The 23,601-nt window shown below is 70.0% G+C and carries 19 protein-coding genes; 6 read left to right on the forward strand and 13 right to left on the reverse strand.

The features are described 5' to 3' along the window. Positions 1–336 precede the first annotated feature (336 nt). Positions 337–531, forward strand: a complete 195-nt coding sequence (locus tag ACFSOX_RS05085) for a YgaP family membrane protein (RefSeq protein ID WP_378476696.1) — start codon at positions 337–339, stop codon at positions 529–531. Positions 532–638: 107 nt separating this feature from the next. Here the strand turns inward: ACFSOX_RS05085 and cydC are convergent, their stop codons facing one another. The 9 genes from cydC to petA form a co-directional block, all read right to left on the reverse strand. Then, positions 639–2,378, reverse strand: coding sequence for a thiol reductant ABC exporter subunit CydC (cydC, locus tag ACFSOX_RS05090; RefSeq protein ID WP_378476697.1), 1,740 nt, complete (start codon positions 2,376–2,378; stop codon positions 639–641). 2 nt (positions 2,379–2,380) lie between these two features. Next, complete coding sequence (gene cydD / locus ACFSOX_RS05095) at positions 2,381–4,135, reverse strand: thiol reductant ABC exporter subunit CydD (RefSeq protein WP_378476698.1); 1,755 nt, start codon at positions 4,133–4,135, stop codon at positions 2,381–2,383. Positions 4,136–4,223: 88 nt separating this feature from the next. After that, a complete protein-coding gene (gene cydX / locus ACFSOX_RS05100) occupies positions 4,224–4,340 on the reverse strand; it encodes a cytochrome bd-I oxidase subunit CydX (protein WP_111359246.1) in 117 nt (38 codons plus the stop codon). Between the two features lie 20 nt (positions 4,341–4,360). Further along, on the reverse strand, positions 4,361–5,512 hold the full coding sequence (gene cydB, locus ACFSOX_RS05105; RefSeq protein WP_378476699.1) for a cytochrome d ubiquinol oxidase subunit II: 1,152 nt from the start codon (positions 5,510–5,512) through the stop codon (positions 4,361–4,363). 28 nt (positions 5,513–5,540) lie between these two features. Then, positions 5,541–7,139 carry a cytochrome ubiquinol oxidase subunit I gene (locus ACFSOX_RS05110; RefSeq protein ID WP_378476700.1) on the reverse strand — a complete coding sequence of 533 codons (1,599 nt, stop codon included), beginning with the start codon at positions 7,137–7,139 and terminating at the stop codon, positions 5,541–5,543. A gap of 375 nt (positions 7,140–7,514) precedes the next feature. Further along, positions 7,515–7,946, reverse strand: a complete 432-nt coding sequence (locus ACFSOX_RS05115) for a YbgC/FadM family acyl-CoA thioesterase (RefSeq protein ID WP_378476701.1) — start codon at positions 7,944–7,946, stop codon at positions 7,515–7,517. A 93-nt stretch (positions 7,947–8,039) separates the two neighbouring features. Next, the gene (locus tag ACFSOX_RS05120) at positions 8,040–8,405 is read right to left on the reverse strand and encodes a metal-sulfur cluster assembly factor (RefSeq protein ID WP_378476702.1); all 366 of its coding nucleotides are present in this window, start codon (positions 8,403–8,405) and stop codon (positions 8,040–8,042) included. Between the two features lie 38 nt (positions 8,406–8,443). Next, complete coding sequence (locus ACFSOX_RS05125) at positions 8,444–8,902, reverse strand: NifB/NifX family molybdenum-iron cluster-binding protein (protein ID WP_378476703.1); 459 nt, start codon at positions 8,900–8,902, stop codon at positions 8,444–8,446. 128 nt (positions 8,903–9,030) lie between these two features. Beyond that, the gene (gene petA, locus ACFSOX_RS05130; protein ID WP_378476704.1) at positions 9,031–9,567 is read right to left on the reverse strand and encodes a ubiquinol-cytochrome c reductase iron-sulfur subunit; all 537 of its coding nucleotides are present in this window, start codon (positions 9,565–9,567) and stop codon (positions 9,031–9,033) included. 244 nt (positions 9,568–9,811) lie between these two features. Here petA and ACFSOX_RS05135 point away from each other — a divergent pair, with 244 nt between their 5' ends. Further along, a complete protein-coding gene (locus tag ACFSOX_RS05135; protein ID WP_378476705.1) occupies positions 9,812–10,273 on the forward strand; it encodes a DUF134 domain-containing protein in 462 nt (153 codons plus the stop codon). A gap of 95 nt (positions 10,274–10,368) precedes the next feature. On the opposite strand, the gene ACFSOX_RS05140 is transcribed toward ACFSOX_RS05135, so the two are convergent. Both ACFSOX_RS05140 and ACFSOX_RS05145 read right to left on the reverse strand, forming a co-directional pair. Further along, on the reverse strand, positions 10,369–10,995 hold the full coding sequence (locus ACFSOX_RS05140) for a class I SAM-dependent methyltransferase (protein WP_378476706.1): 627 nt from the start codon (positions 10,993–10,995) through the stop codon (positions 10,369–10,371). A 38-nt stretch (positions 10,996–11,033) separates the two neighbouring features. Next, on the reverse strand, positions 11,034–11,180 hold the full coding sequence (locus tag ACFSOX_RS05145; protein WP_378476707.1) for a hypothetical protein: 147 nt from the start codon (positions 11,178–11,180) through the stop codon (positions 11,034–11,036). A 386-nt stretch (positions 11,181–11,566) separates the two neighbouring features. Between ACFSOX_RS05145 and ACFSOX_RS05150 the strand changes: the two genes are divergently transcribed. Beyond that, entirely contained in the window at positions 11,567–12,319 is a 753-nt protein-coding gene (locus ACFSOX_RS05150) for a transglutaminase-like cysteine peptidase (RefSeq protein ID WP_378476708.1), read from the forward strand. A gap of 98 nt (positions 12,320–12,417) precedes the next feature. Here the strand turns inward: ACFSOX_RS05150 and ACFSOX_RS05155 are convergent, their stop codons facing one another. Further along, the gene (locus tag ACFSOX_RS05155) at positions 12,418–12,951 is read right to left on the reverse strand and encodes an invasion associated locus B family protein (protein ID WP_378476709.1); all 534 of its coding nucleotides are present in this window, start codon (positions 12,949–12,951) and stop codon (positions 12,418–12,420) included. Between the two features lie 230 nt (positions 12,952–13,181). On the opposite strand from ACFSOX_RS05155, the gene ACFSOX_RS05160 reads away from it, so the two are divergent. Then, on the forward strand, positions 13,182–14,936 hold the full coding sequence (locus ACFSOX_RS05160) for a ShlB/FhaC/HecB family hemolysin secretion/activation protein (RefSeq protein WP_378476710.1): 1,755 nt from the start codon (positions 13,182–13,184) through the stop codon (positions 14,934–14,936). A gap of 39 nt (positions 14,937–14,975) precedes the next feature. After that, the gene (locus tag ACFSOX_RS05165; protein ID WP_378476711.1) at positions 14,976–16,247 is read left to right on the forward strand and encodes an MFS transporter; all 1,272 of its coding nucleotides are present in this window, start codon (positions 14,976–14,978) and stop codon (positions 16,245–16,247) included. Between the two features lie 29 nt (positions 16,248–16,276). Here the strand turns inward: ACFSOX_RS05165 and ACFSOX_RS05170 are convergent, their stop codons facing one another. Further along, positions 16,277–17,200: a LysR substrate-binding domain-containing protein gene (locus ACFSOX_RS05170; RefSeq protein WP_378476712.1), complete on the reverse strand. Its 924-nt coding sequence runs from the start codon at positions 17,198–17,200 to the stop codon at positions 16,277–16,279. A 183-nt stretch (positions 17,201–17,383) separates the two neighbouring features. Here ACFSOX_RS05170 and ACFSOX_RS05175 point away from each other — a divergent pair. After that, on the forward strand, positions 17,384–23,601 hold a 6,218-nt coding region (locus ACFSOX_RS05175; RefSeq protein ID WP_378476713.1), incomplete at its 3' end, for a two-partner secretion domain-containing protein.

Raw genomic sequence — 23,601 nt, forward strand, 5'->3', positions numbered from 1 at the left:
CGCCTCATCGGGACGGGCGGCGGTCGGTAGGACGCCCGTGCCGAGCGGCGCGCGGACGATGGTGGCGCGTCGATTGCAATGAGCCGAAACGAGGTCGTTGGAAGGGGTCGTCAGGTCAACGTCAGCCCAGTCGATAGTTGTCGATATATAATATCGCCGGTCGGTCACGTTCGACGGCGCGATCCTCTCGATCGGACGTTCACGTTGCGCGACGACTCGCTCCGGCCGAGGAGGTCGGCTCCCGGCCGGCCGCCAGGGTGACTTGGTCACAGACCGCCGGCGTCGCGCAGCCTAGATCTCGCTCATTGGACCGAGGCAACAACGAGCGAGGACGACATGCTTGCGAAGAACATGGGACTGATCGAACGGGTGCTGCGCGCCGTTCTCGGCGCCGGCCTGATCGCGTGGGCGCTGGCCGGCGGCCCGGTCTGGGCCTGGATCGGCGTCGTTCCACTCGTCACCGCCGCGATCGCGCGCTGCCCGCTCTACTCGATCATCGGCATCAAGACCTGCGCCGTCTCGAAGGCCTGACGCTCCGCCCGTCCGGATGCGGTCGGCGCCCGCCGTGTCGGGGGGCGCCGCGCCGAAGATGAATTCGAGCGGCCGGCTCGGCCCATCGCCCCGACCGTCGAGTCCTCTCACGTCGGTCGCGTCGTCGGTCCGGGACGGCTGTGGGCTCCGCCGGCGTCGGCGCCGGTCGTCGTTCGCGGGTCGAAGCGCGAGATCACCCGCCCGCCCTCCAGCCGGATGATCTCGTCCATGCGATCGAGCCGCGCCGGCCGGTGGGTCAGGAGCAGCAGCGACCCGATGCCGGGGGCGTCGAGCAGCGCGTCGAGCAGCCGCGCCTCGGTGTCGGGGTCGAGCCCCTCGGTCGGCTCGTCGAGGATCAGGATCGGCCGGCCTGCGACCAGGGCGCGGGCGACGAGCAGGCGTCGGATCTCGCCGCCCGAGAGCTTGGTGCCGTGGGCGCCGACGAAGGTGTCGAAGCCCTCCGGCAGCGCCGCGACGAAGGGCAGGATCTGCGCGATCCGGCACGCCTCGCGCAGACGCTCCTCGTCGGCGTTCGGATCGCCGATCAGCAGATTGTCCCGGATCGTCGTCGCGAACAGGTGGTCGCGCTGGCCGACGAGCGCGATCCGGCTGCGCACCGCCGCGCCGGTCAGGCGGCCATAGGGGACATCGCCGAGCAGAAGCCCGCCCGCCTGCGGGACGTCGAACCGCATCGCGAGCTGCGCCAGCGTCGATTTTCCCGCGCCGCTCGGCCCGACCACGGCGATCCGTCGGCCGGCCGGCATGTCCAACGTGACGCCGTCGAGCGTGTCGTGCGCTGCGCCGGGATAGCGGAACGAGACGCCGTCGAGACGAAGGCTCGTGCCCTGCGGCACCGGATCGGGGTCGGCCGGGTCGGGGGCGGCGGGCGGCCGGTCGGCGATCTCGAAGACCCGGCCGGCCGACGCGACGACGGCGGGAAGCGCCTGCACGGCGAGCGGGACCGCGGCGACGGCGTCGAACAGCGCGAGACCGAGCAGCGCCAGCATCGGCAGGTCGGCCGGCGCCAGCGTCCCGGCCGACACGGCGGGCAGGCCGAGCAGCAGGACCGCCACCAGCAGGACATGGCCGGCGAGCAGCAGCCCGGCGCTGCTCAACGCCGCGGTGTCGGACAGCACGCGCTCGTCGGCGACGAGGGCGTCGCTGGCGGCCAGCGTGGCGCGGCGATGCAGCCCGTCGGGATCGTAGACGGCGAGCTCGGCCAGTCCTTCGACCTCGTCGACCAGACGCGCGCCGAGCGCCGCCGTCCCGGCCGTCAGCCGAACGGCCGCGGGGGCGCCGGCGCGCAGCAGCACGACCGGCAGGACAAGGCCGGCGCCGGCCAGCAGCACGGCCGCGAGGGCGGCGATCCGCCGGTCGTAGGCCGCCATCACGAGGATCGACGGCACCGCGACCGCGAGCGCCGCGGCGAGCGGCCCGACGATGCGCAGGAACGCGTGCTCGAGCCGATCGATGTCGGCGCGCAGCCGCGTCAGCAGATCGCCGTCCGTCCGGCCGCGGAGGTTGCCCGGGGCGCCGTGCTCCAGCCGCGCGAACAGCCACGGCCGTAGGCCGGCGACGAAGCGCAGCGTCGCCTCGTGGCCGATCACCCGCTCGGCATAGCGGCCGGCGGTGCGGATGATCGCCAGGCCGCGGATCACGGCCGCGGGCGTGAAGTAGTTCATGGTCGCGCCGGCCGCCCCGGCCAGCGCCATGCCGGTGATGAACCAGCCGGCCGTCGCCATGAGGGCCACCTGGGCCAGCCCGACGATCGCGGCGAGCAGGACGGCGAGGGCCATCCAGCCGGCATGCGGCCGCATCAGCCGGAGAAGGCGCAGGACGACGGTCATGCTCAGCCCATCCATCCCGGCACGATGCCGGCCGACCGCAGCAGCGCGGCGAAGCGACCGTCGGCGGCGCGCAGGTCCGCCTCGGACCCGGCCTCGGCGATCCGGCCGTTCTCCAGGACCACGATCCGGTCGGCGTGCCGCAGCGTCGCCAGCCGGTGGGCGATCACCAGCATGGTGCGGCCGTGGCGCAGCCGCGCGAGGCTCTGCTGCACCACCGCCTCGGTCTCGGCGTCGAGGTGGGCGGTCGGCTCGTCGAGCAGCACGAGCGGCGCCTCGCGGTAGAAGGCGCGGGCGAGGCCGAGCCGCTGCGCCTCGCCGCCCGACAGGGCATGGCCGCCGCCGCCGACCACGGTGTCGAATCCGTCGGGCAGGGCGGCGATCCGCTCGGCGATCGCCGCCTCCCGGGCGGCCCGCAGGATGCGGTCGCGGTCGGGCACGGGGTCGCCCAGCGCGATGTTGGCGGCCACGGTCCCGGTGAACAGGCGTGGGTGCTGCGGGATGTAGGCGATGCGCCGGCGGAAGCCGGCGAGGTCCACGGCGTCGAGGTCGCGGCCGTCGATCAGGATGTGGCCGGCGCTCGGCCGGACGAAGCCCATCAGCAGCGCGAGCAGGCTCGACTTGCCGGCCCCGGAGGCGCCGACGATCGCCACCGTCTCACCCGCCGCCACGTCGAGGCGCACGCCGTCGAGCGCCACGCGCCCGTCCGGATAGACGAGCCGCACGTCGTGGACCGCGACGGTGGTGCCGGCCGGCGACGAGACGGGTGGTGACGGCTCGTGTGACGCCGTCACGGTCGATCCGGCGGGCCGGCCGGTGCGGGCGAGATCCGGCAGGGCCTCGAAGGCGGCCAGCCGCTCCACCGCGGCGAGCGCCTCCATGCGGGCGTGATAGGCCGTGCCCATGGCACGCAGCGGCAGGTAGAACTCCGGCGCCAGCAGCAGCACGAACAGGCCGTGCCGGTAGCTCATGTCGCCCCACAGCAGGCGAAAGCCGATCAGCACCGCGACGATGGCGATCGACACGGTGGCGAAGAACTCGAGCGTGAGCGCCGACAGGAAGGCGAGGCGGAGCACCGCCATGGTGTCGCGCCGATAGGCGTCCGCGGCCGCGGCGACGGCCTGGACCATCCGCGCGCCGGCATTGTAGGCGCGCAGCGTCGGCAGCCCCTGGATCGCGTCGAGCAGATGGCCGGACATGCGCTGCATGCGGCCCCACTGGCGCTGGTTCAGCGCCTCGGCGCCCTTGCCGATCAGCACCATGAAGACCGGGATCAGCGGCGCCGTGACGGCGAAGGCGAGCGCCGAGATCCAGTCGAGCGGCGCGACGACGAGCAGAATGCCGAGCGGAATCACGGCGGCCTGGACGACGGCCGGCAGATAGCGCGAGAAGAACGGCTCGACGCCGCGCGCCGCTTCGGAGAGGATCGCGACGATCTCGCCGGACGGCCGCTCGGCGAGCCCGGCCGGGCCGGCGCGATCGAGCTTGGCGAGCAGCGTGGCACGCAGCGCGGGAACCACTCGCATCGCCGCCGAGAAGCCGAACCGGTCGGCCGCCCAGGCGGCGGCGGCGCGCAGCAGCACGGCGGCGACGAGGAGCGTGAACGGGAGCGCGAGCGGCGCGCCGAGCGACTCCGTTATGCGGAGCGACTCCGTGACGCGCCCCTCGAACAACCCGTCGTGCAGGATCGTGGCGACCAGCCACGCCTGCGCCACGACGGCGACGCCGCCGACGAGCCCGGCCGAGATCGCGAGGCGCAACTCGCGCCGCGCGATCGGTCGAAGGCGCCGGAGATAGTCAGTATCGGCTCTCGCGGTCACCGGCTCGGCTGCTGCGTCCAGAACGCGATCAGATCCGGCCGCCGTCCGGCGGCTCGAACTCGCTCTGGAACTCGTACCACATCACGTTGATGACGCCGAAGGCGAGCGCCGCCGTCACCCCGAGGATCCAGGCAAAGTACCACATGGTCGGCTCCGTTCCGGGTTTCAGTACGCGTGGTACTTCTTGGCCTCGATCTCCGCGACCGTGACCTTGCCCCACATCGCGCGGTAGCACCACAGCGTGTAGCCGAGGACGACGGGCAGGAAGATCACGACGGCGAAGAACATGATCGTCAGCGTCAACTGGCTCGACGGCGCATCCCAGACCGTGAGGCTGGAATTGGGCTCCGCGCTCGACGGCATCACGAACGGGAACATCGCCGCGCCGGCCGTGCCGATGATGCCGGTCATGCCGAGGCTGCTCGCCACGAAGCCGAGCCCGGGGCGATTCATCGCCGACAGGGCGCGTGCCGCCAGCGGGGCGAGGAGCCCGGTCGCCGGCAGAAGCATCGCGACCGGCAGGGTGGCGTAGACGGCGAACCACGCGCCCGCCTCGCGGACGACCTCCTTGGCGAGCGGGTTCGGCAGGGCCGAATGGGCCGGCTCCGAGACGATCCGGTAGCCGTCGATCCCGAACCACACCCACAGCCCGCCGAGCGCGAAGGCGGCGGTCACGACCAGGGCGAGCAGCGAGACGGCATACTTCGCCCGCGCCGCGACGGCGCCGTCGGTGCGGATCTGCAGCCACAGCGCGCCGTGCAGGGCGAGCATCGCGACGCTGATCAGCCCGGCGAGCAGCGCGAACGGGTTGAGCAGCGGCAACAGCGCCCAGATGAACGTGCCCTCGTAGTGCGGCTTGAGGAAGGAATCGAGATGGAACGGCACGCCCTGCAGCAGGTTGCCGAAAGCGACGCCGAAGATCAGGGCCGGCACCAGGCCGCCGGCGAACAGCCCCCAGTCCCAGGCGTTGCGCCAGCGCGGATCCTCGAGCTTCGAGCGGTAGTCGAAGCCGACGGGCCGGAAGAACAGCGCGACCAGCACCAGCAGCATGGCGAGGTAGAAACCCGAGAAGGCCGCCGCGTAGACGGCCGGCCAGGCGGCGAAGATGGCGCCGCCAGCCGTGATCAGCCAGACCTGGTTGCCGTCCCAGTGCGGGCCGACCGTGTTGATGACGACGCGGCGCTCGGTGTCGTCGCGCCCGACGAAGGGCAGGAGCATGCCGACTCCCATGTCCATGCCGTCGGCGATGGCGAAGCCGATGAGCAGCACGCCCACCAGCACCCACCAGACCAGCTTCAGGGTCTCATAGTCGAGCATCGCAGGATCCTTTCGGCGGCGTCCTGGGTCATTCGGCGGGAACGAGGCGCGGCGCGGGCGCGGCGTCGGCCCGCGTGTCGGCGCGCTCGTGATGGTAGCGCCCGGTGTGGAGCGAGCTCGGCCCCAGCCGTGCGAAGCGCACCATCAGGTAGAGCTCGATCGCCAGCAGGATCGAATAGAAGATCAGATAGGCCGCCATCGAGGTGACGATGTCGGTCGTGGTCAGGGCCGAGGTGGCCAGGAAGGTCGGCAGCACCTCGCCGATCGCCCAGGGTTGCCGGCCGTACTCGGCGACGAACCACCCCGTCTCGCTCGCCAGCCAGGGCAGGGGAATGCACCATACCAGCACCCGAAGCAGCCAGGCGTTCTTCTCCAGCCGTCGGCGCGCCAGAAGATAGAACGACGCGGCGAACAGGCCGAGCATTAGGAAGCCCAGCCCGACCATGATGCGGAAGCTCCAGAACAGGTAGGGGACGCGCGGCACGCTGTCCCACGCGGCCTGCCGGATCTGGTCGTCGGTCGCGGTCGCCGGATCGTCGACGTAGCGCTTGAGCAGCAGACCGTATCCGAGATCCTTCTTGTGGCGGTCGAAGCTCGCGCGTGTCTCGGCCTCCTTGTCGCCGGCGCGCAGCTTCTCCAGCATCGCATAGGCGACGACGCCGGACCGGACGCGCGTCTCTGCATGGGCGACGAGCTCGTCGATGCCGAGCACCGGCTTGTCGATCGACCGGGTCGCGATCAGCCCGAGCGCCCAGGGAATCTTGATCTCGAAGCTGTTCTCGCGCTTGTCCTGATCCGTGATCGCGACGACGTTGAAGCTCGCCGGGGCCGGTTGGGTGTGCCACTCGGCCTCGATGGCGGCGAGCTTCATCTTCTGGACGTCGCCGAGCTCGTAGCCGCTCTCGTCGCCGAGCACGATGACGGACAGCGAGGCCGCGAGGCCGAAGCCGGCAGCCACCGCGAAGGACCGCTTGGCGAAGGCGACGTCACGCCGCTTGAGCAGATACCAGGCCGAGATCCCGATCACGAACATGCTCGCCGTCACGTAGCCGGCGGCCGCCGTGTGGATGAACTTCACCTGCGCGACCGGATTGAACAGGACCGCGACGAAGTCGGTCATCTCCATCCGCATCGTCTCGGCCGAGAACTCGGCGCCGACCGGGTTCTGCATCCAGGCGTTGGCGACCAGGATCCACAGCGCGGACAGATTGGTGCCCAGCGCCGTCAGGAACACGACCAGGAGATACTGCACCTTGGAGAGCCGATCGCGGCCGAGCAGCAGGAGGCCGACGAATGTCGACTCCAGGAAGAAGGCCATCAGGCCCTCGATCGCCAACGGCGCGCCGAACACGTCGCCCACGTAATGGGAGTAGTAGGCCCAGTTGGTTCCGAACTGGAACTCCATCGTCAGGCCGGTGGTGACGCCGAGCGCGAAGTTGATGGCGAACAGCTTGGTCCAGAACCGCGACATGTCCTGGTAGATCTGCTTGCCGGTCATCACGTAGACCGACTCCATGATCACCAGAATCCAGATCAGGCCGATGGTGAGCGGAACGAAGATGAAGTGGTACATGGCGACGGCGGCGAATTGCCATCGCGACAGTTCGACGAAGGTCTGATCGATCATCGGAAGCTCTCTGATCGCGTCGTTGCGGAAGCGCGCGTGTCTCGGCCGAGGGGCGCGGACGAGAGGTTGTGTGCGGACGGTCGGGCCGTCGTGCCGGGACCGTGGTGCTCGGAAAGCCGTGCTCGGAGCGTCGTACTCGGAGCGTCGTGCTCGGGCGTCGTGTCACGTGTCGGCGTCGCGCCTGTGCCGGATCAGATCCGACAGGGTTTGGTTCGGCTCAGACGCATTCTACGATGCGAATATGACTTTCATGCCGCAGAAAACTCGTCAATCCGTAAGATCCCTTCACTCTCGTCTCGGACGCGCGACGCGCGTGGTGCGAGCGGAAGCCGACCCGCGGACGTGGTCGTGACTCTGCAGCTTGGAAGTCGTTCATCAGGTGGGAACGAGGTTCGCCGGTCGGCGCCGGTCCTCGATCATCTGGAGGGCCAGACGCAGGGATTTCGGAAACGGTCTCGCGCGGCCGCCGGAGACGAGCGCGATGCGCGCGCGGGCCTCGATCAGGAGGGTGGCGCCTCGCGTGATGGTCTGCGCGAGCATCATCGATGCGCCGCCCACCGCGTCGGTCGCGGTCGTGATGGTCAACAGGTCGTCCATGACGGCGGGCTTCAGGAACTCCAGCGTCATCGCGCGAACCACGAAGGCGTGCCGCGGCGGAGACTCGTTGGTGCCGTCCCACAGCCTGTGCTGGTGCACCCCGAGCAGTCGCATGTAGTTCGTGCGCGCGCGTTCGAGGAACCGCAGATAGCTCGCGTGATACACGATGCCGGAGAAGTCGGTGTCCTCGATGTAGACGCGCACGCGCATGCGATGCCGCCCGCCGTCCAGGGCACCGTCCAGCGACAATTCTCTCATGGCCCCGCCTCGGTGGCTGCACGGCGCGTCGGTCGCGAACGAGCGTCAGTGGCTCTGGTCGAACGGCGACGGTGCGAGGACGGTGTCGTCCGCGAGCCGTGCTTCGTCGGCCTGCAGGCCCCAGAAGAACGTGCGCCGACCATTCTCGGTCAGCCGGTCGGGCGACCATGGCTTGTCGGTGCGGACGTCGACCGCGATGTCGCGGACGTTCGGAAAATGCCGGCCCAAGGCCAGCCTCGCTTGCTCGCCGAGCCGCCGCGCGGCCGGACAGGTCGACGGCACGCCGATCTCGACGACGATGCCGTCGGGCGTCCGGTCGGCCCGGTAGACGAGACCGAAGTCGACGATGTTCATGCCGAGCTCCGGGTCGAGGACCTCCGCGAGGGCCGCCACCAGCTGCCGATCCTTCATGACTGCCCCCTGACTGGATGCGGACGCGCGCGGCGGGATCAGATGTGCCCGCAGCAGCAGTCGGCGCAGTCGTCCTCGTGCTCCTGATCACGTGCGCCGCTCGGACCCGAACTGCTCGCGTGCGCACCATGATCGTGCGCCGCGTGCTCGTGTGCCGCGTGCTCGTGCGGGCCGGCGGGTGCGAGCGTGCCGTCCAGGAAGCCGGCGACAGCCGTGGCGGGATCGGGTTCCGCGGTTGCGACCGCGGTGACGCCGTGCTCGGCCATGCGGCGAACGAAGCCCGCGCCGGCACTGCCGGCGATCACGGCATCGACCGCGAACAACGGATGCGGGCCGTCGCAGGCGAACTCGTGAATGGAAAGCTCCTTCGGCAGGTCGAGGCGCGCGACCTCGCGCGGCGGCGCGCCGCGCTCCGCCTCGAACACCAGGAACCGCCGGCTCTTGCCGGCATGGCCCGTCACGGTTCGGAAGTTCTGGCTGGCGACCGCGATTCTCACGTCGGTGCTCCTGTCACGAAGTTGCACGTGTCACGAAGGATCGGTTCACGAAGGATCGGTTCACGAAGGGCCGGGCGGCGGTGCTCCGCCGACGGTCGGGAGGAGGGGTCGTCGTCACTGCCGTCATCTCACGCCACCTCGCCGATGCGGATCGTCGTGTCGTTCACGAACGCATAGGGAGGCACCGGGAGGTTGAGCTGCGCCGGTCCGTGGCGGACGCGGCCGGAGGCGTCGTATTGCGAGCCATGGCAGGGGCAGAACCAGCCCCCCCATTCGCCCTGCTTGCCGAGCGGGATGCAGCCGAGATGCGTGCAGCTCGCGAACACGACGAGCCACTGCTCGCGCCCCGCCTTCACGCGATCGGCGTCGGACTGCGGGTCCATCAGCTCGGACGGCTTCGTCGCCTGCTCCTTGGCGATCTCGTCGGGGGTGCGGTGACGGATGAAGATCGGCTTGCCGCGCCAGAAGATGCTGATGATCTGGCCCGGCGCGATGGCGGCGAGGCCGATCTCGATCGGCACGCCGGCCGCGATGGTGGAGCGGTCGGGATTCATCTGGTCGACGAGCGGCCACACGGCGGCACCGACGCCGACGGCGGCGACGCCCCCGGTGGCGAGATAGAGGAAATCACGGCGGCTCGGGTCGGCGGCGGGCACGGTGGTCATGGGTCATCCTCGTGGGCGTCGAAGGGCGCGCACCGCGCCGTTCCGGGCGCCGCACGGCTTCGGAATCGTCTCCGGCATCGGAGCGGCGGCATGCGGTCCCGGACCCGCGTCGTTGCGGGCGGGCGCGGTCTGCCGCGGGCCTGCGTCGGTGGCGGGGACGTCACGCGCCGTCCACGTCGCCGACCGTGATATGATCGACCTTAGCGCATTATGAGCATATGTTCAATAGAGGATCCCCGATCCGATGCCCCGTCCCCGCAAGCTGCGCACGGTCCGCGAGCCGGTTCCGGCCCGCGTCTACAAGCCGGCCGGCGTGCCGCGGCGCGATCTCGACGAGATCGTGCTCACGCTCGATGCGCTGGAGGCGCTGCGCCTCGCCGATGCGGAGGGGTTTGAGCACGCCGCCGCCGCCGCGCAGATGGGCGTCTCGCGGCCGACCTTCTCGCGGCTGATCGCCGAGGCGCGGACCACGGTCGCGACGGCGCTGATCCAGGGCTGGGCGCTCCGCATCGAGGGCGGCCCGGCGCGCGTCGCGGAGGACGGTGCGGTGCCGTGCTGCGGCCGCGGCATGCGCCGGCGCCGCGGTCATTGCGGGCGGCTCGGACCGGGCAGGGCGGTCGAGAATGCGACGGAGGAAGCGGCTGGGACGGCCGAACCCGCCACACGTCCCGCACCGTCCGCTCGCCGGAGCGACGGCTCCGACTGACCAGGTGTCCGGCGGTCGAGGCCTCGGCGGCCTGGCACGGCCGAGCGTGTCGACGAACGCCACGCCCGACGCCGGTGGTGCTTCTCGGCGGCGCTTCAGGACCGATCGGGCTTTCGCGCGACGATGTAGGGGCCGGCCGGATTCCTGCCGAAGACCTTCTCGTCGACCATCTCGAAGCCGGCGTCGCGGATGGTCTCGCGCAGCGCGACCTTGGTCAGCTTGTTCACGGGCGGAAACACCCGCAGCGCGCCGAGCACGAAGAACAGGCTGCGTAGCTTGAACCCCATGTCGGCGAAGCACCAGGTCTTCGAGATCATCAGGCCGCCGGGCTTCAGATGGGTGTGGATCCGGGCGAGCGTCGCAGGGAGATCTCCGACCAGATGCAGCACCTGGAAGGCGCAGATCGCGTCGAAGGGGCCGCCCGCGAAGGCGTCCTGCGCGTCGGCGAGGACGAAGCGCAGGTTCTCGGGCGCCGGCTTGGCGCGGGCGATGCGCAGCATCTCGGACGAGAAGTCGGTCGCGATCCATTCCGTCACACGAGGCGCGAGGCGGATCGCGGTCGAGCCCGAGCCGCAGCCGATCTCCAGCACGCGGTCGGTCGCGCGCAGCCGTCCGGCGGCGTCGGCCAGCATCGCCTCGTAGGCGGCCTCGTCCTTCACGGGCCTCGCTGCGTAACGTTCGGCGATCCGGTTCCAGAACCTGACGTGTCGGGTCTCGGCCATCGCTGGGTCTCTCCGGGCTGCTGTCGACGATGCGGCGGTCAAAGATGGGGCGAGACGATTCCCCGCCGGTCGACCCGGGCCCGCATCCGGGTGGCGAGCAGGTGCAGGCCCCCGAACTCGCGCTGCAGGAACAACGTGTCCATCGACGGGATACGGAAAGAGGCGTGATCCTCGGCCATGGCCATGCCGGCCTCGCGCATGAGTTCGGCACGAGCCGCGCCTTTCTCTCGAAGTTCCGGAGCGTCATGGGAGGGTCGTCGTGCCGCGCGAAACCGGCACGGCCCTGCTCGGAGATCGGTCATAGGCGAGTTCTCGGCCACGGCGAGTGACTTTGTCACATAGACGGCAATTTCCGTCACCGCGGGCGATCGGTCGAACTTGTCGCCAATTGGAATCGATTTCGCCCCGCTCCGGTTCGGCTTTCGGCACCACATCCGAGAGTATTCACGCCGGTTCAACCCCGCTTAACCAGAGGTGAGCAGCCGGTGCGGTATGCCCGAGACGAGATTCATCCGGGCGCGCGACCTCGAGACCGTCCGCCGACGGCCCGGACGAGACAGGGACTCGAACCATGCCGAGTCGTTTCCGGGCCGGGGCGCTGGCGCGCCTCGCGATCGCCGGCGCCTGCCTGCTCGCCTTCGCGGCGCGCGACGGCGCGGGAGCGCAGATCACCGCAGCCGTCTCGCTGCCCGGCCCGTCCGCCATCGTCGCAGCCGACCAGCCGTTCGGACGCGCCGTCGAGCGTGCGCCGGAGGGCCGGCTCTGGAGCAAGTGGCGCGACATCCTGGTCGCCATGGCGACCGAGACGTCGCGGGTCGAGGGCTGCCGCGCTCGCGCGTCGGCATGCGACGATGCCGCGGCCCTCGATTTCGTCGCGCTGGTCGACACCGCCCGGGGACTGGACGGCCGCGACCGGCTGGCGACGGTCAACCGGGCCGTCAACGACGCGATCCGGTTCGTCACCGATCTCGACCAGCACGGCGTTCAGGATCGCTGGTCGGCGCCGCTCGTCACGCTTGCGAACCGGCAGGGCGATTGCGAGGACTTCGCGATCCTCAAATATGCGGTGCTGCGATCCGCGGGCCTGCCGGAGACGGACCTCCGGGTCGTCGTCGTCCACGACCGCTGGATCGGCGACGTTCACGCGGTCCTGTCGGTCCGCGAGGGCGACCGCTGGCACGTGCTCGACAACCGCTGGGCGGAGCCGCGCGTCGATGCCGCGCTGCCGCGGTTCGCGCCGCTGTTCACCCTCGCGGCGGACGGCGTGTCGGCCTATCCCGAGAACGCGGTCGCGCCCAAGCTGATGCGCACCGCGGCCCGGTGACGCTCGCTGCGGCGATGTCCGGAGCGTGCGGCGCTCGCCGAGCGGTGCGCCGTTGCGGCCGTGATCGGTGTTTCGTCGTGATCAGGGCGTAGTCGTGATCAGGGCTTCGTCATCGCGTCCCAGGCTTGGCCGAATCCCTTGAACGACACCGGAATGGCGATGTCCTGCTGGGCCGCGTCCTTGAACTGCAGCTTGCCGTTGTCGGCGAGCCCCCGCAGCTTCCTGATCACGTCGTCCTTGACCTCGGCCTCGGCCAGGCACGCGGCCGGCAGGCAGCGGCGATAGCCGGCGGCGATGCCCGGATCCTTGTCGTCGGCGACGAGCTTCACGCCGCTCGGCAGCCACACGTCGATCGGCACCTGGAACACCATCTTGATCGGGTCGGTCTTGGCGATGCGGCCGATGGCGATCTGGGTCACGGGCTGCGCCTGCCCTTTGATCTGCATGGCCTGCGCCATCTCGCACGACTTTCTGCCTTCGACCACGGCGCAACGCACCGTCCAGTCGTCGTAGGTCGCCGTCGTGCGCTGCGGCGACTGCGCGGCTTGCGCGGCCTGCGGCGCCGGCGCGGTCTGGCCATGGGCGGCCGACACGGACGCGACGGCGAGCGCAAAGGCGAGAGCGAGCTTCATCGGCGGTTCTCCGAGCGGTCGAGGGGACGGGCGAGCACGTGCGCCGGACGCGATGCGCGGCGGGATCGCGAGCTATCGTCAAATGCCCGGTCGCGCCAATTCAAATTGGAAATACCGATTATTCGTCAGATAAATAGCTATTTTGTGTTGCTCTTTCGACCTTGTCATCGAAAACCCTGTCACCCATAGTCCCGGCAACAAACAAAGGTCGGCGTGAGACGGGGGTGGTGGTGAGAACAACGGGAGCCGCATGGGCGGGGCTGTGCTGCCTCGTCGCCTGGCCGATCGCGCTCGCATCGGCGCCGCCGGCCGCCGCGCAACTGCTGCCGCCGTCGACCAGCCAGGTCGAGCCGCCGGTCATTCGCCCGGCCCCGATCGTCGCGCCCCGCATCGTGCTGCCGCGCGTCGAGGCCGGAGCGACCGTGCCGGAGCAGGCCAAGACGTTGTCCTTCGTGCTCACCGGCGTCGACGTCGCCGACGAGTTCGACGACCTCGTGGCGGCGCGGCGCGCCCTCGAGGCGCCGCTGATCGGCAAGCGCATCACGGTCGCGCAGCTGTTCGAGCTCGCCTCCGCCCTGCAGGCCGCCTATGTGCGGGCCGGCTATCCGCTGGTGCGGATCGTGATCACGCCGCAGGAGCTCGACAAGGCGGCGCGGGTCGCGCTGCGGGTCGTCGACGGCTTCGTCGAGCGGATCGACGCGGAGGCGCTGCCCGGTCCGGTGCGGCGCCGGGTCTCGGATGTGCTCGCGCCGCTGCTTCGCAAGCCGCGCCTGACCCAGGGCGAGCTCGAGCGTCGCCTGCTGATCGCCGGCGAGGCGCCGGGCCTGCTGCTCAACGCCGTCTTCGCGGCGGGCCAGGAGACTGGCGGCACCGTGCTGGTGCTCACCGGGCGCTGGAAGCCGCTCACCGGCAGCGCCTATGTGGACAACGCGATGCCGGTCGTGTTCGGCACCGGCCAGCTCGTGCTGTCCGGCTCGGCGAACGGCAATCTCGGCTTCGGCGAGCAGGTCTTCGTCTCGGCCGCCGGTCTGCCGGACCGCGACTGGATCACGGCGAACCCGACCCGCCGCTATCTCTCGGCCGGGTTCGCCTTGCCGATCGGCATCGAGGGGCTGAAGCTCGACGCCACCGTGACCAACGGCATCACCACGCCGCGGGTGTCCGGACTGTCGGTCAGCCAGGGCACGCTCGACCAGTGGCGCACGCGCCTCGCCTACGACGTCGTCAAGCGGCGCGACGTGGAGATCACCGTGGCGGCGCGCCTCGACGGCACCGACGAGGAGCTGTTCTCGCTGTTCTTCGTGCCGCCGATCGCGCTCAGCCTCGACCGGGTGCGGGCGCTGCGCGGCGGCGTCGAGGGCATCTGGCGCCGGCGCGAGAGCGGCACCGTGATCACGTTCGGGGCCGTCTACTCGCGCGGCCTCGATGCCCTCGGTGCGCGCACGGCGGCCGACGCGGTGGGCGGAACGCCGCTGTCGCGGCTCGGCGCCGACGCCGTCTTCGACAAGCTCGACGGCCATGTCGAGATCACCCAGGCGCTGCCGGCCGACCTGTATCTGATGCTCGGCGCCGCCGGGCAGACCTCGTTCAACAAGCCGCTCCTCAAGTCCGAGCAGTTCGATCTGGTCGGGCCGCGACTGCTCTCCGGCTTCGCGGCCGGCTCGTTCCCGGGCGACACCGCCTGGGCGACGCGGGTGGAGCTCGGCCGCAACCTCGCGCTGCCGGTCGGACCCGATCCGCTGGTGCTCACCCCCTATCTGTTCGGTGCGACAGGTGAGCGCATCCTGGTGGAGGCGACCGTGCTGGAGCAGCCGAGCGTGCATGCGACCAATGTCGGCGTCGGGTTGCGTTATGCCCTGCCGACGGGCGATCCGACGTCCGCCGTCTCCGGCTTCGTCGAGTTCAGCCGCCAGCGCAACGACAACTTCTACGATACCGACCAGAACGGCTGGCGCTTGTTCGCCGGCGCGCTGCTGCGATACTGATTCCGGTCGCCGGCGTCGGCCGGCCGATCCGGAGTCCGTATGACGGCGCGTACCCGCCTGCTGGTCGTTCTGACGATCCTGTCCGCCTTCAACCAGCTCGATCGTCAGCTCACCGTGATCCTGCTGGAGCCGATCCGCCGAGAGTTCGCGCTCTCCGACGTCGCGCTCGGGCTGCTGTCGGGCTTCGCCTTCGCGATCCTCTATGCCGGGCTCAGCATCCCGGCCGCCGTGTGGGTGGTGAACCATGGGCGGCGCAATCTGGTCGCCGTCTCGGCCGCCGTGTGGGGGCTCGCGACCGTCGCGTCCGGGCTCGCGCAGTCCTACGTCCAGCTTCTGCTCGGACGCATCGGCATCGGCGCCGGCGAGGCCGGCGTGACGCCCGCCTCGCACGCGATGATCTCCGACGCCTTTCCGCCGCACGAGCGCGCCGGCGCGATGGCGACGTGGTCGTCGGGCATCAATCTGGGCGTGTTCCTCGCCTTCCTGGTCGGCGGCTTCGTCGGCCAGCGTTACGGCTGGCGCACCGCCTTCGTCGGCTGCGGCCTCGCCACCGCGGCGATGGCGCTGGTGGTCCGCCTCGCCGTCGCCGAGCCGAAGCGCGCGCCGGACCGCGACGCCGAGGCGCTGCGCGCCATGCCCTCGCTCGCCCTTCTCGCGCTGACGATGCGGACCATGTGGGGCGACCCGGCGCTGCGGCACATCGTCGTCGGGGCGACCATCACGGCGACGGTCGGCTACGGTGCGATCTCGTGGGTGCCCTCGTTCCTGGTGCGGGTGCATGGGCTCGATCTCGCCACCACGGGCGCCTATCTGGCGCTGGTGATCGGGGTCGGCGGCGCCGGCGTGGTGCTGCTCGGCGGGCGCCTCGCCGATCGGCTGCAGCGTTTCGAGCGCGGCCGATCGCATGTCGTGATCGGCGCGTGGCTGATCGTCGTGAAGCCGTTCGCGCTCCTGTTCTACCTGACCCCCAGCACCGCCGTGGCGCTCGCCGCCTTCGTGCTGCCGGCGACCGCCGCCAACGCCTATCTCGGCCCCGCGCTGGCGGCGCTCCACGACGGGCTCGCGCCGACGCTGCGGCCGGCCGCCTCCGCCCTGTTCCTCATCAGCGTCAATCTGATCGGCCTGGGGATCGGTCCCTTGCTTGTGGGGGCGCTGAGCCAGCTCGTGTTCGCCGAGGCCGGGCCGCGCTCGCTCGGCTACGCGCTCGCCGTGATGCAGGGATTGGGCGCCTGGGGCGCCCTTCACTTCGTCCTCGCCGGCCGTTGGCTCTCCCGTCGTGGCACGCCCGTGTCCGCGCGCGACGCGGCCTGAGCACGGACCCGACCCGGGCGGTGGCGTGATCAGGCGTGCGGGCCGCGATTGCTGCGCAACGCCCGCATCATCTCCTCGCGCAGCCAGATGTGGCCGGGGTCGTTCTCGCTGCTCGCGTGCCACAGCATGTAGATGTGCTGCTCGGGCACCGGGATCGGCATCTCGTGCACGTCGATGGCGAAGTTGCCCTGGATCTCCTCGCAGAAGGAGCGCGGCAGCATGCTGATGAGGTCGGTGCGCTCGACCATCGCGGGAATCGACCAGATCTTGGAGGCCATGTAGGCGACCCGGCGCGACCGCGTGCCGACCGACAGGCTCTTGTCGACCTCGGCGAGACCACGCAGCTCGCGCCGCAGCCCGATATGCGCCAGCCGCTCGAAGGTCGCGACATCGAGCGGCTTGACGATCTCCGGGTGGTCGCGCCGACTGATGACCACCGGATCGAGCGTCATGATCGGCTTGAAGACGATGTCGGTCGTGTCGACCGGGAACGGAAAGCAGGCGAGATCGACGGTCCCGGCCTTGAGATCGTCCGTCACCCGCGGATGCGCCTGCGTGCATTCGATGTCGATATGGGGCGCCTTCGCGCTCAGCACGTTCAGGACCGGCGGCATGATGATCGGCTCCAGCGGATCGACGATGATGATCCGGAACAGCCGCTTGTAGGTCGACAGGTCGATGTCCCCCGCGGTGCCGAGATGGCGTCCGATCAGGCCGAGCGCGTCGCGCAGCGGGTGAATCAGCTCGCGCGCCTTGGCGGTCGGCTCGACGCCGCGCGGCGAGCGCACGAACAAGGGATCGTCGACGGCCTCGCGCAGCCGGCCGAGCGCGTTCGACACGGCGGGCTGGCTCATGCCCAGGCTTTCGGCCGCCCGGCTGATGTTGCCGTTTCGATAGATGGCTTCGAAAATCACGAGAAGGTTAAGATCGATATTTTTCAGATTCTTCGTCATCTGGCCGTTCCGACAGGAATTTTCCTGCCCGCGACACAGTCATTCACGGGGTGAATTGAGCGTATTCGAATAAAAAAGTTCCCGCAATCGCGCCACCCCCACAAAACTCACGTAACGGAAAATCAACCACGACAGGACCGGCGGGGCGCATCGCGCTCGGCCGGAGGCGGTGACGTGATGTCCATGACGAACACTGGCTCGAGCCGTCTCGCGACGCGCCGTTTCGAACTGCGTTCCGGCACCTCCACCGTGACGATCGACCGCATGCTGCGCATCGCCGTCGCCGCGGCGATCGCGATGCAGCCGTGCCTCGCCTCCGCGCAACAGCTGCCGACCGGCGGCTCGGTCGCCGCCGGCGGCGCGACCATCGGCACGCCGAGCAACGGCACGCTGAACGTCAACCAGACGACCGACCGCGCGATCATCAACTGGAACAGCTTCTCGGTCGGCGCCGGCGGCACCGTCAACTTCAACCAACCGGGCGCGTCCGCGGCGACCCTCAACCGCGTCACCGGGACGACGCCCTCGTCGATCGCCGGCACCATCAACGCGCCCGGCACCGTTCTGCTGGTCAACCCGAACGGCATCGCCATCACCGGCACCGGCGTGGTGAACGTCGGCTCCTTCGCGGCCTCGACGCTCGACATCAAGGACAGCGACTTCATGTCGGGCTCCTACAAGTTCACCGGCAACGGCGCCTCCGCCGGCGTCACCAATGCGGGCCGCATCAACGTGTCGGACGGCGGCTTCGCGGCGCTGCTCGGCGGCCAGGTGGCGAACGACGGCGTGATCACGGCGCGACTCGGCCGCGTCGGCCTCGCCAGCGGCGAGATGGTGACGCTCGATCTCGCCGGCGACGGCTTCCTGTCGGTCGCGGTGCCGACCCAGTCGCTCGACAAGATCGTCGACGGCAACGGCCGGGCCCTGGTCTCCAACACGGGCAAGATCGTCGCCGACGGCGGCGTCGTCCATCTCAGCGCCGCCACGGCGGCCGGCATCCTGCGCGACGCCGTCAACGTGCCGGGCTCGATCCGGGCCAACTCGGTCGGCACCAGCAACGGCCGTATCGTCATCGGCGGCGGCGCCGGCGGGCGTGTGCGCGTCTCCGGCCATGTGCGGGCGAACGGCCGCGACGGCGCCGCGGGCGGTCGCGTCACCGTGTCGGGCGCCGACGTCGACGTGTCCGGCAAGATCTCGGCGAAGGGCGCGACCGGCGGCACCGTCAAGGTGACCGCGACCGACACGCTCGCGGTGTCGGGTCGCGTCACGGCGACCGGCACGACCGGCCAGGGCGGCAGCGTGATCGCCACGGCCGACCGGGTGACGCTCGCCGACACGGCCCGAATCGACGTGAGCGGCGCCACCGGCGGCCTGCTTCTGATCGGCGGTGACTACCAGGGCGGCGCGAACGCCGCGAACAACTTCTCGGCCGAGACGGTCGCCACCGCGACGACGACGACGGTCGCGGCCGGCGCACAGCTGATCGCGGACGGCATCGCCGGCAGCGGCGGCCGCATCGTCGTGTGGTCGGACGACTCGACCTCGTTCGCGGGCGCGATCAGCGCCACCGGGACGACCACGGGCGGCTTCGCCGAAGTCTCCGGTCATCGCCTGCTCGACTTCACCGGCACGGCGAATCTGGTCGGCCCTCTCGGTTTCGGCACGCTCCTCCTCGATCCGCGCAACGTCGTGATCTCGTCGGGAGCGAACACGGGCGGCACGCCGTCGGGCGGCACCTACACGCCCTCCGCCGACGACTCGATCCTGAACGTGACGACGCTGACGACCGCGCTCGCCTCCGGCAACGTCGTCGTCACCACGGGCTCGACCGGCTCGCAGGCCGGCAACATCACGGTGGCGAGCGCGATCGCGTGGAGCGGCAGCAGCACGCTGACGCTGACCGCCGCCAACAACATCGCCATCAATGCCGCCATCACCGCAGCCGGCGGCGGATTGATCATCAACGCCACCAACAACGTCTCGGCGACGGGCGCCATCGCTGTCGGCTCGTTCACGATGCAACGCGGGGCGTGGACCCAGATCGCAGCGACATTGCCGACCTTCTCGGCAACCAGCTTCGCGCTCACCAGCGGCGCCTCGTTCCTGCGCGCGCAGTCCGGCGACGGGAGTTCGGCGACTCCCTATGCGATCGCCGACATCTACGGCCTGCAGGGCATCGGCTCGTCGGCGACGCTGCTGGGCAAGTCCTACGTGCTCGCCGCCGATATCGACGCGAGCGGCACGGCCGCTTGGAACAGCGGCGCCGGCTTCGTGCCGATCGGCACGACGACGACCCAGTTCACCGGCACGTTCGACGGCCAAGGTCACGTCATCACCGGCCTGACGATCAATCGCCCGTCGGCCTCTTATGTCGGACTCTTCGGCGACACCCTGAACGCCACCATCACGAATGTCGGGCTGGTCGGCGGCAGCATCACCGGCGGCAACTATGTCGGAAGCCTCGTCGGCCGGCTGTGGTCGAGCACCACGGCGTCGCTGAGCCGCGCCTATGCGGACAGTGTGGTGGTGACGGGAGCCTATTCGGGTGGTCTCGTCGGAATGGTTCAGGCGCAGACCGGCGCCAGCGCCACGGTGTCGGAGGCCTATGCGTCGGGCGACGTGACGGTGACGTCGTCGGCCGCCTCCGGCGGCGGCCTGATCGGCTATGTGAGCGCCACCGGCACGGCGACCATCACCAAGACCTACGCGATCGGTGCGGTGAGCGGTTCCGGGTCGACCGTCGGCGGCCTCGTCGGCTCGCTGTCGGGAAGCGGTGCGACCGTCAGCCAGAGCTGGGCCAGCGGTGCGCTCACCGGCGGCTACAAGGGCGGCATCGTCGGCCTCAACTACGGCGGCGCCGTCACCACCTCCTACTGGGACAAGACGACCACCGGCGTGACGAGCGGCGCCGGTGTGAACGCCGGCGGCACCGTCTCGGCGACCGGCCTGACCAGTGCCCAGGCGCGGACCCAGTCCTCCTATGTCGGCTGGGACTTCACCAGCACCTGGACGATGCTCGACGGATCGACGCGGCCGCTCCTCCAGATGGAGGCGTCGACCACCATCCACACGGCGCATCAGCTCCAGCTCGTCGGCCTGAACGCGACGACGCTCGCGCGCACCTACACGCTCGCGACCGACATCGATCTCGGCACCGCCCTCGCCGACGCGTCCGACGTTTGGGGCTCCGCCGGCTTCGTGCCGATCGGGGATTCGACGACCCGATTCACCGGCTCGTTCGATGGCCTCGGTCACACCGTCAGCGGGCTCACCATCGACCGGTCCTCGGCCGATCAGGTCGGTCTGTTCGGCTCTGCGGGTTCGAGCGCCGCGATCAGCCATCTCACGCTGGCGGACGTCGACATCACCGGGCACCTGAATGTCGGCGGCTTGATCGGACAGAATTTCGGGACAGTCACGGCCGTTTCAGTTTCCGGTTCGGTCGGTGGCTCGTTGTATAACGTCGGCGGTCTCGTCGGCCAGCAGTCGGGCGGCTCGATCAGCGAGGCGCAAAGCAGTGCCACGGTCGAGGGTTATATCCAGGTCGGCGGTCTCGTCGGCGGCCTGGTCCTCGGCGGGACGATCTCTCGGTCGAACGCGACGGGAAGCGTGAAGGGAGGCAGCAGCGGCACCGGTAACGCGGGCGGCTTGGTCGGCGTCGCTGCCAATGACGCAAGCATTTTCGATTCCTATTCGACCGCGTCGGTCTCTGCAGTCAACGCCGGCGGCCTGATCGGGACGACGAACGGGGCCGTCACCCTCACCAATGTCTGGAGCTCCGGACAAGTTTCGGCGCTACTCCTCAGCGGCGGCGTGATTTATCAGCAGCTCGGCAGCGCTCCGATACTGTCCGGAGTCTATTGGGACGCGATGACGACCGGTGTGGCGAATGCCTGCGGGTCGGGAACGTGCTCCGGAGCGACGGCTCTGACCACGGCTCAGGCCTTGACGCAATCGAGCTACACCGGCTTCGACTTCACCAACACCTGGTTCATGATCGACGGCTCGACGCGCCCGTTCCTGCGTAGCGAATACTCCACCACGATCACCAATGCGCATCAGCTCCAGCTGATCGCCATGAACGCGACGACGCTGGCCGCCACCTACACGCTGGCCGGCGACATCGATCTCGGGACCGCGCTGGCGAACCCGTCGGAGATGTGGGGCTCGGCCGGCTTCTCACCGATCGGCACCGCCGCGGCGCAGTTCAAGGGCAGCTTCTACGGCAACGGCCACGTGATCGACGGGCTGTCCATCGATCGGCCGACGCAGGACTATGTCGGCCTGTTCGGCTACATCGGCAGCACCGGCTCGGTCGTCGCCGACCTCGGCTTCACCAACGCGAGCGTCGTTGGCGGATCCTATGTCGGCATCCTGGCCGGCCTGGCCTACGGGACGATCGACAATGTCTGGTCGACCGGCACGGTCGGCGGCAGCGAGTCCGTGGGCGGCGTGATCGGCTACTCGGAGGCGAACGTCTCGCAGTCCCGTTCGAGCGCCACCGTGTCCGGCGGCATGGGCGTCGGCGGCCTGATCGGGCGCCACGCGGCGACCCACACGGTGTCCGGGTCGTACGCGACCGGAACCGTGACGGGCGACTACGACGTCGGCGGCCTGATCGGCGAGCTCGCCGGCAGTCTCACCACGTCCTATGCGACCGGTGCCGTGACGGGCATATCCAGGGTCGGCGGGCTGGTCGGCGTCGGCACCGCCGGCGCGACGATCACCGACGCCTACGCGTCGGGCGCCGTCACGGCGAGCGTCTATAGTGCGGGCGGTCTCGCCGGAGAGTTCTACGGAAGCTCGGTGAGCAACGCCTACGCCACCGGCCTGGTCGTCGGAGACTCCTCGACCAGCGGCGGGCTGATCGGGGTTCTCATCAACGGCAGCGTCACCGACTCCTATTGGGATACGCAGACCACCGGCCGGTCGAGCAGTGCCGGCGGCACCGGCACAACCAGGGCGGCCCTGCAGGCCGCCCTGCCGAGCGCCTGGGACACCTCGGTGTGGGGCCTCATCGCCGGTGTCAGCTATCCGTATCTGAAGAGCTTCTGGTCCGGCACGCCGCAGGTGGTCTCCGGTACGGCGTACACGAACAATGGCGTCACCGCGGCGTCCGGCGGCAACGTCGCGGTGATGGTCAACGGCACCGCGGTCGGATCGACGAACGCCGGGGCGAACGGCTACTACTACGTCCTGCTCGCGCCCGGCACGATCGGCAGCAACAGCCAGCTCGTCAGCTTCACCTCGGGCACCAATGCCGGCCTGAGCTACGTCCAGAACGCCGCAGGATCGGTCACGGGCCTGAACATCCTCGGCAACACGCTTTTCGAGCAAAGCGCCGCATCGACCTTGTCGTCGATCTCGTCCGGTCTCGCCATCGCGCTCGGGTCGTCGGGCGTCTCGACGTCGCTCGCCAACCGCTGGATCGTAGCCACCGGCAGCAGCTTCACCATCGATCAGGCCATCAGCCAGACCGGCTATCTGAACCTGTCGTCCAACGGGACGGTGACCCAAACAGCGGGGGCATCGATCAGCGCCGCGACGCTCAAGCTTCAGTACACCTCCGGCAGCGCCAGCTATTTGCTGACCGACTCCGGCAACGCGATCTCTTCGCTGCAGTCCGGACTTCTCGGATCGGGCCGCCTCGATCTCTACAGCAGCACCGACCTGACGGTCGCCTCCTTCACGGCCAATGGCGGTCTGCTCGTCCGCACCGCCGGTGCGCTGACGGTGAACGGCACGCTGAGCTCGACCGCGACCGGTGACGCCGTCGTGCTCTCCGCGGGCACCCGTTTCGTGAACAATGCCGGCGCTTCTGCGATCAGCACGCCGAACGGTCGCTGGCTGGTCTACTCGGCGTCGCCCACGTCCGACACGTTCGGCGATCTCGACAGCGGCAACACCGCGATCTGGAACGCCACATACGCGACGAACGCGCCATCCACCATCGCGTCCGGCAACCGCTACGTCTTTGCCTATCAGCCGACCCTGACCTTCACCTCGACCGACGCGACCAAGACCTACGGCACCACCCCGGATCTCTCGGGGAACTGGACGGTGAGCGGCTATCAGGCCGGCGTCGCCGGGGCGTACCTGGCCGACACGGCGGCGACCGCCTACAGCGGCACCCCGACCGTCACCTCGGCGGGCGCCGTCACCGACGCCAGCGTCGCCGGCGGACCGTACGTGGTCGACGTGTCCCAGGGCACCGTCACGAGCCTGAACGGTTACGCCGTGAGCTTCGTCGACGCCGGCCGCCTCACGATCGACCGGGCTGTCCTGACCATCGCCGCGGCCGGCACGGTCGCCGGTTCGAAGGTCTACGACGGCACCACGGCCGCCGCCGTCACCGGCAACGGCACGCTGGCCGGCCTCGTCGACGGCGACGCCGTCACGCT

The organism is Rhodoplanes azumiensis, from assembly GCF_042682915.1.
Taxonomy (GTDB): domain Bacteria; phylum Pseudomonadota; class Alphaproteobacteria; order Rhizobiales; family Xanthobacteraceae; genus Rhodoplanes; species Rhodoplanes azumiensis.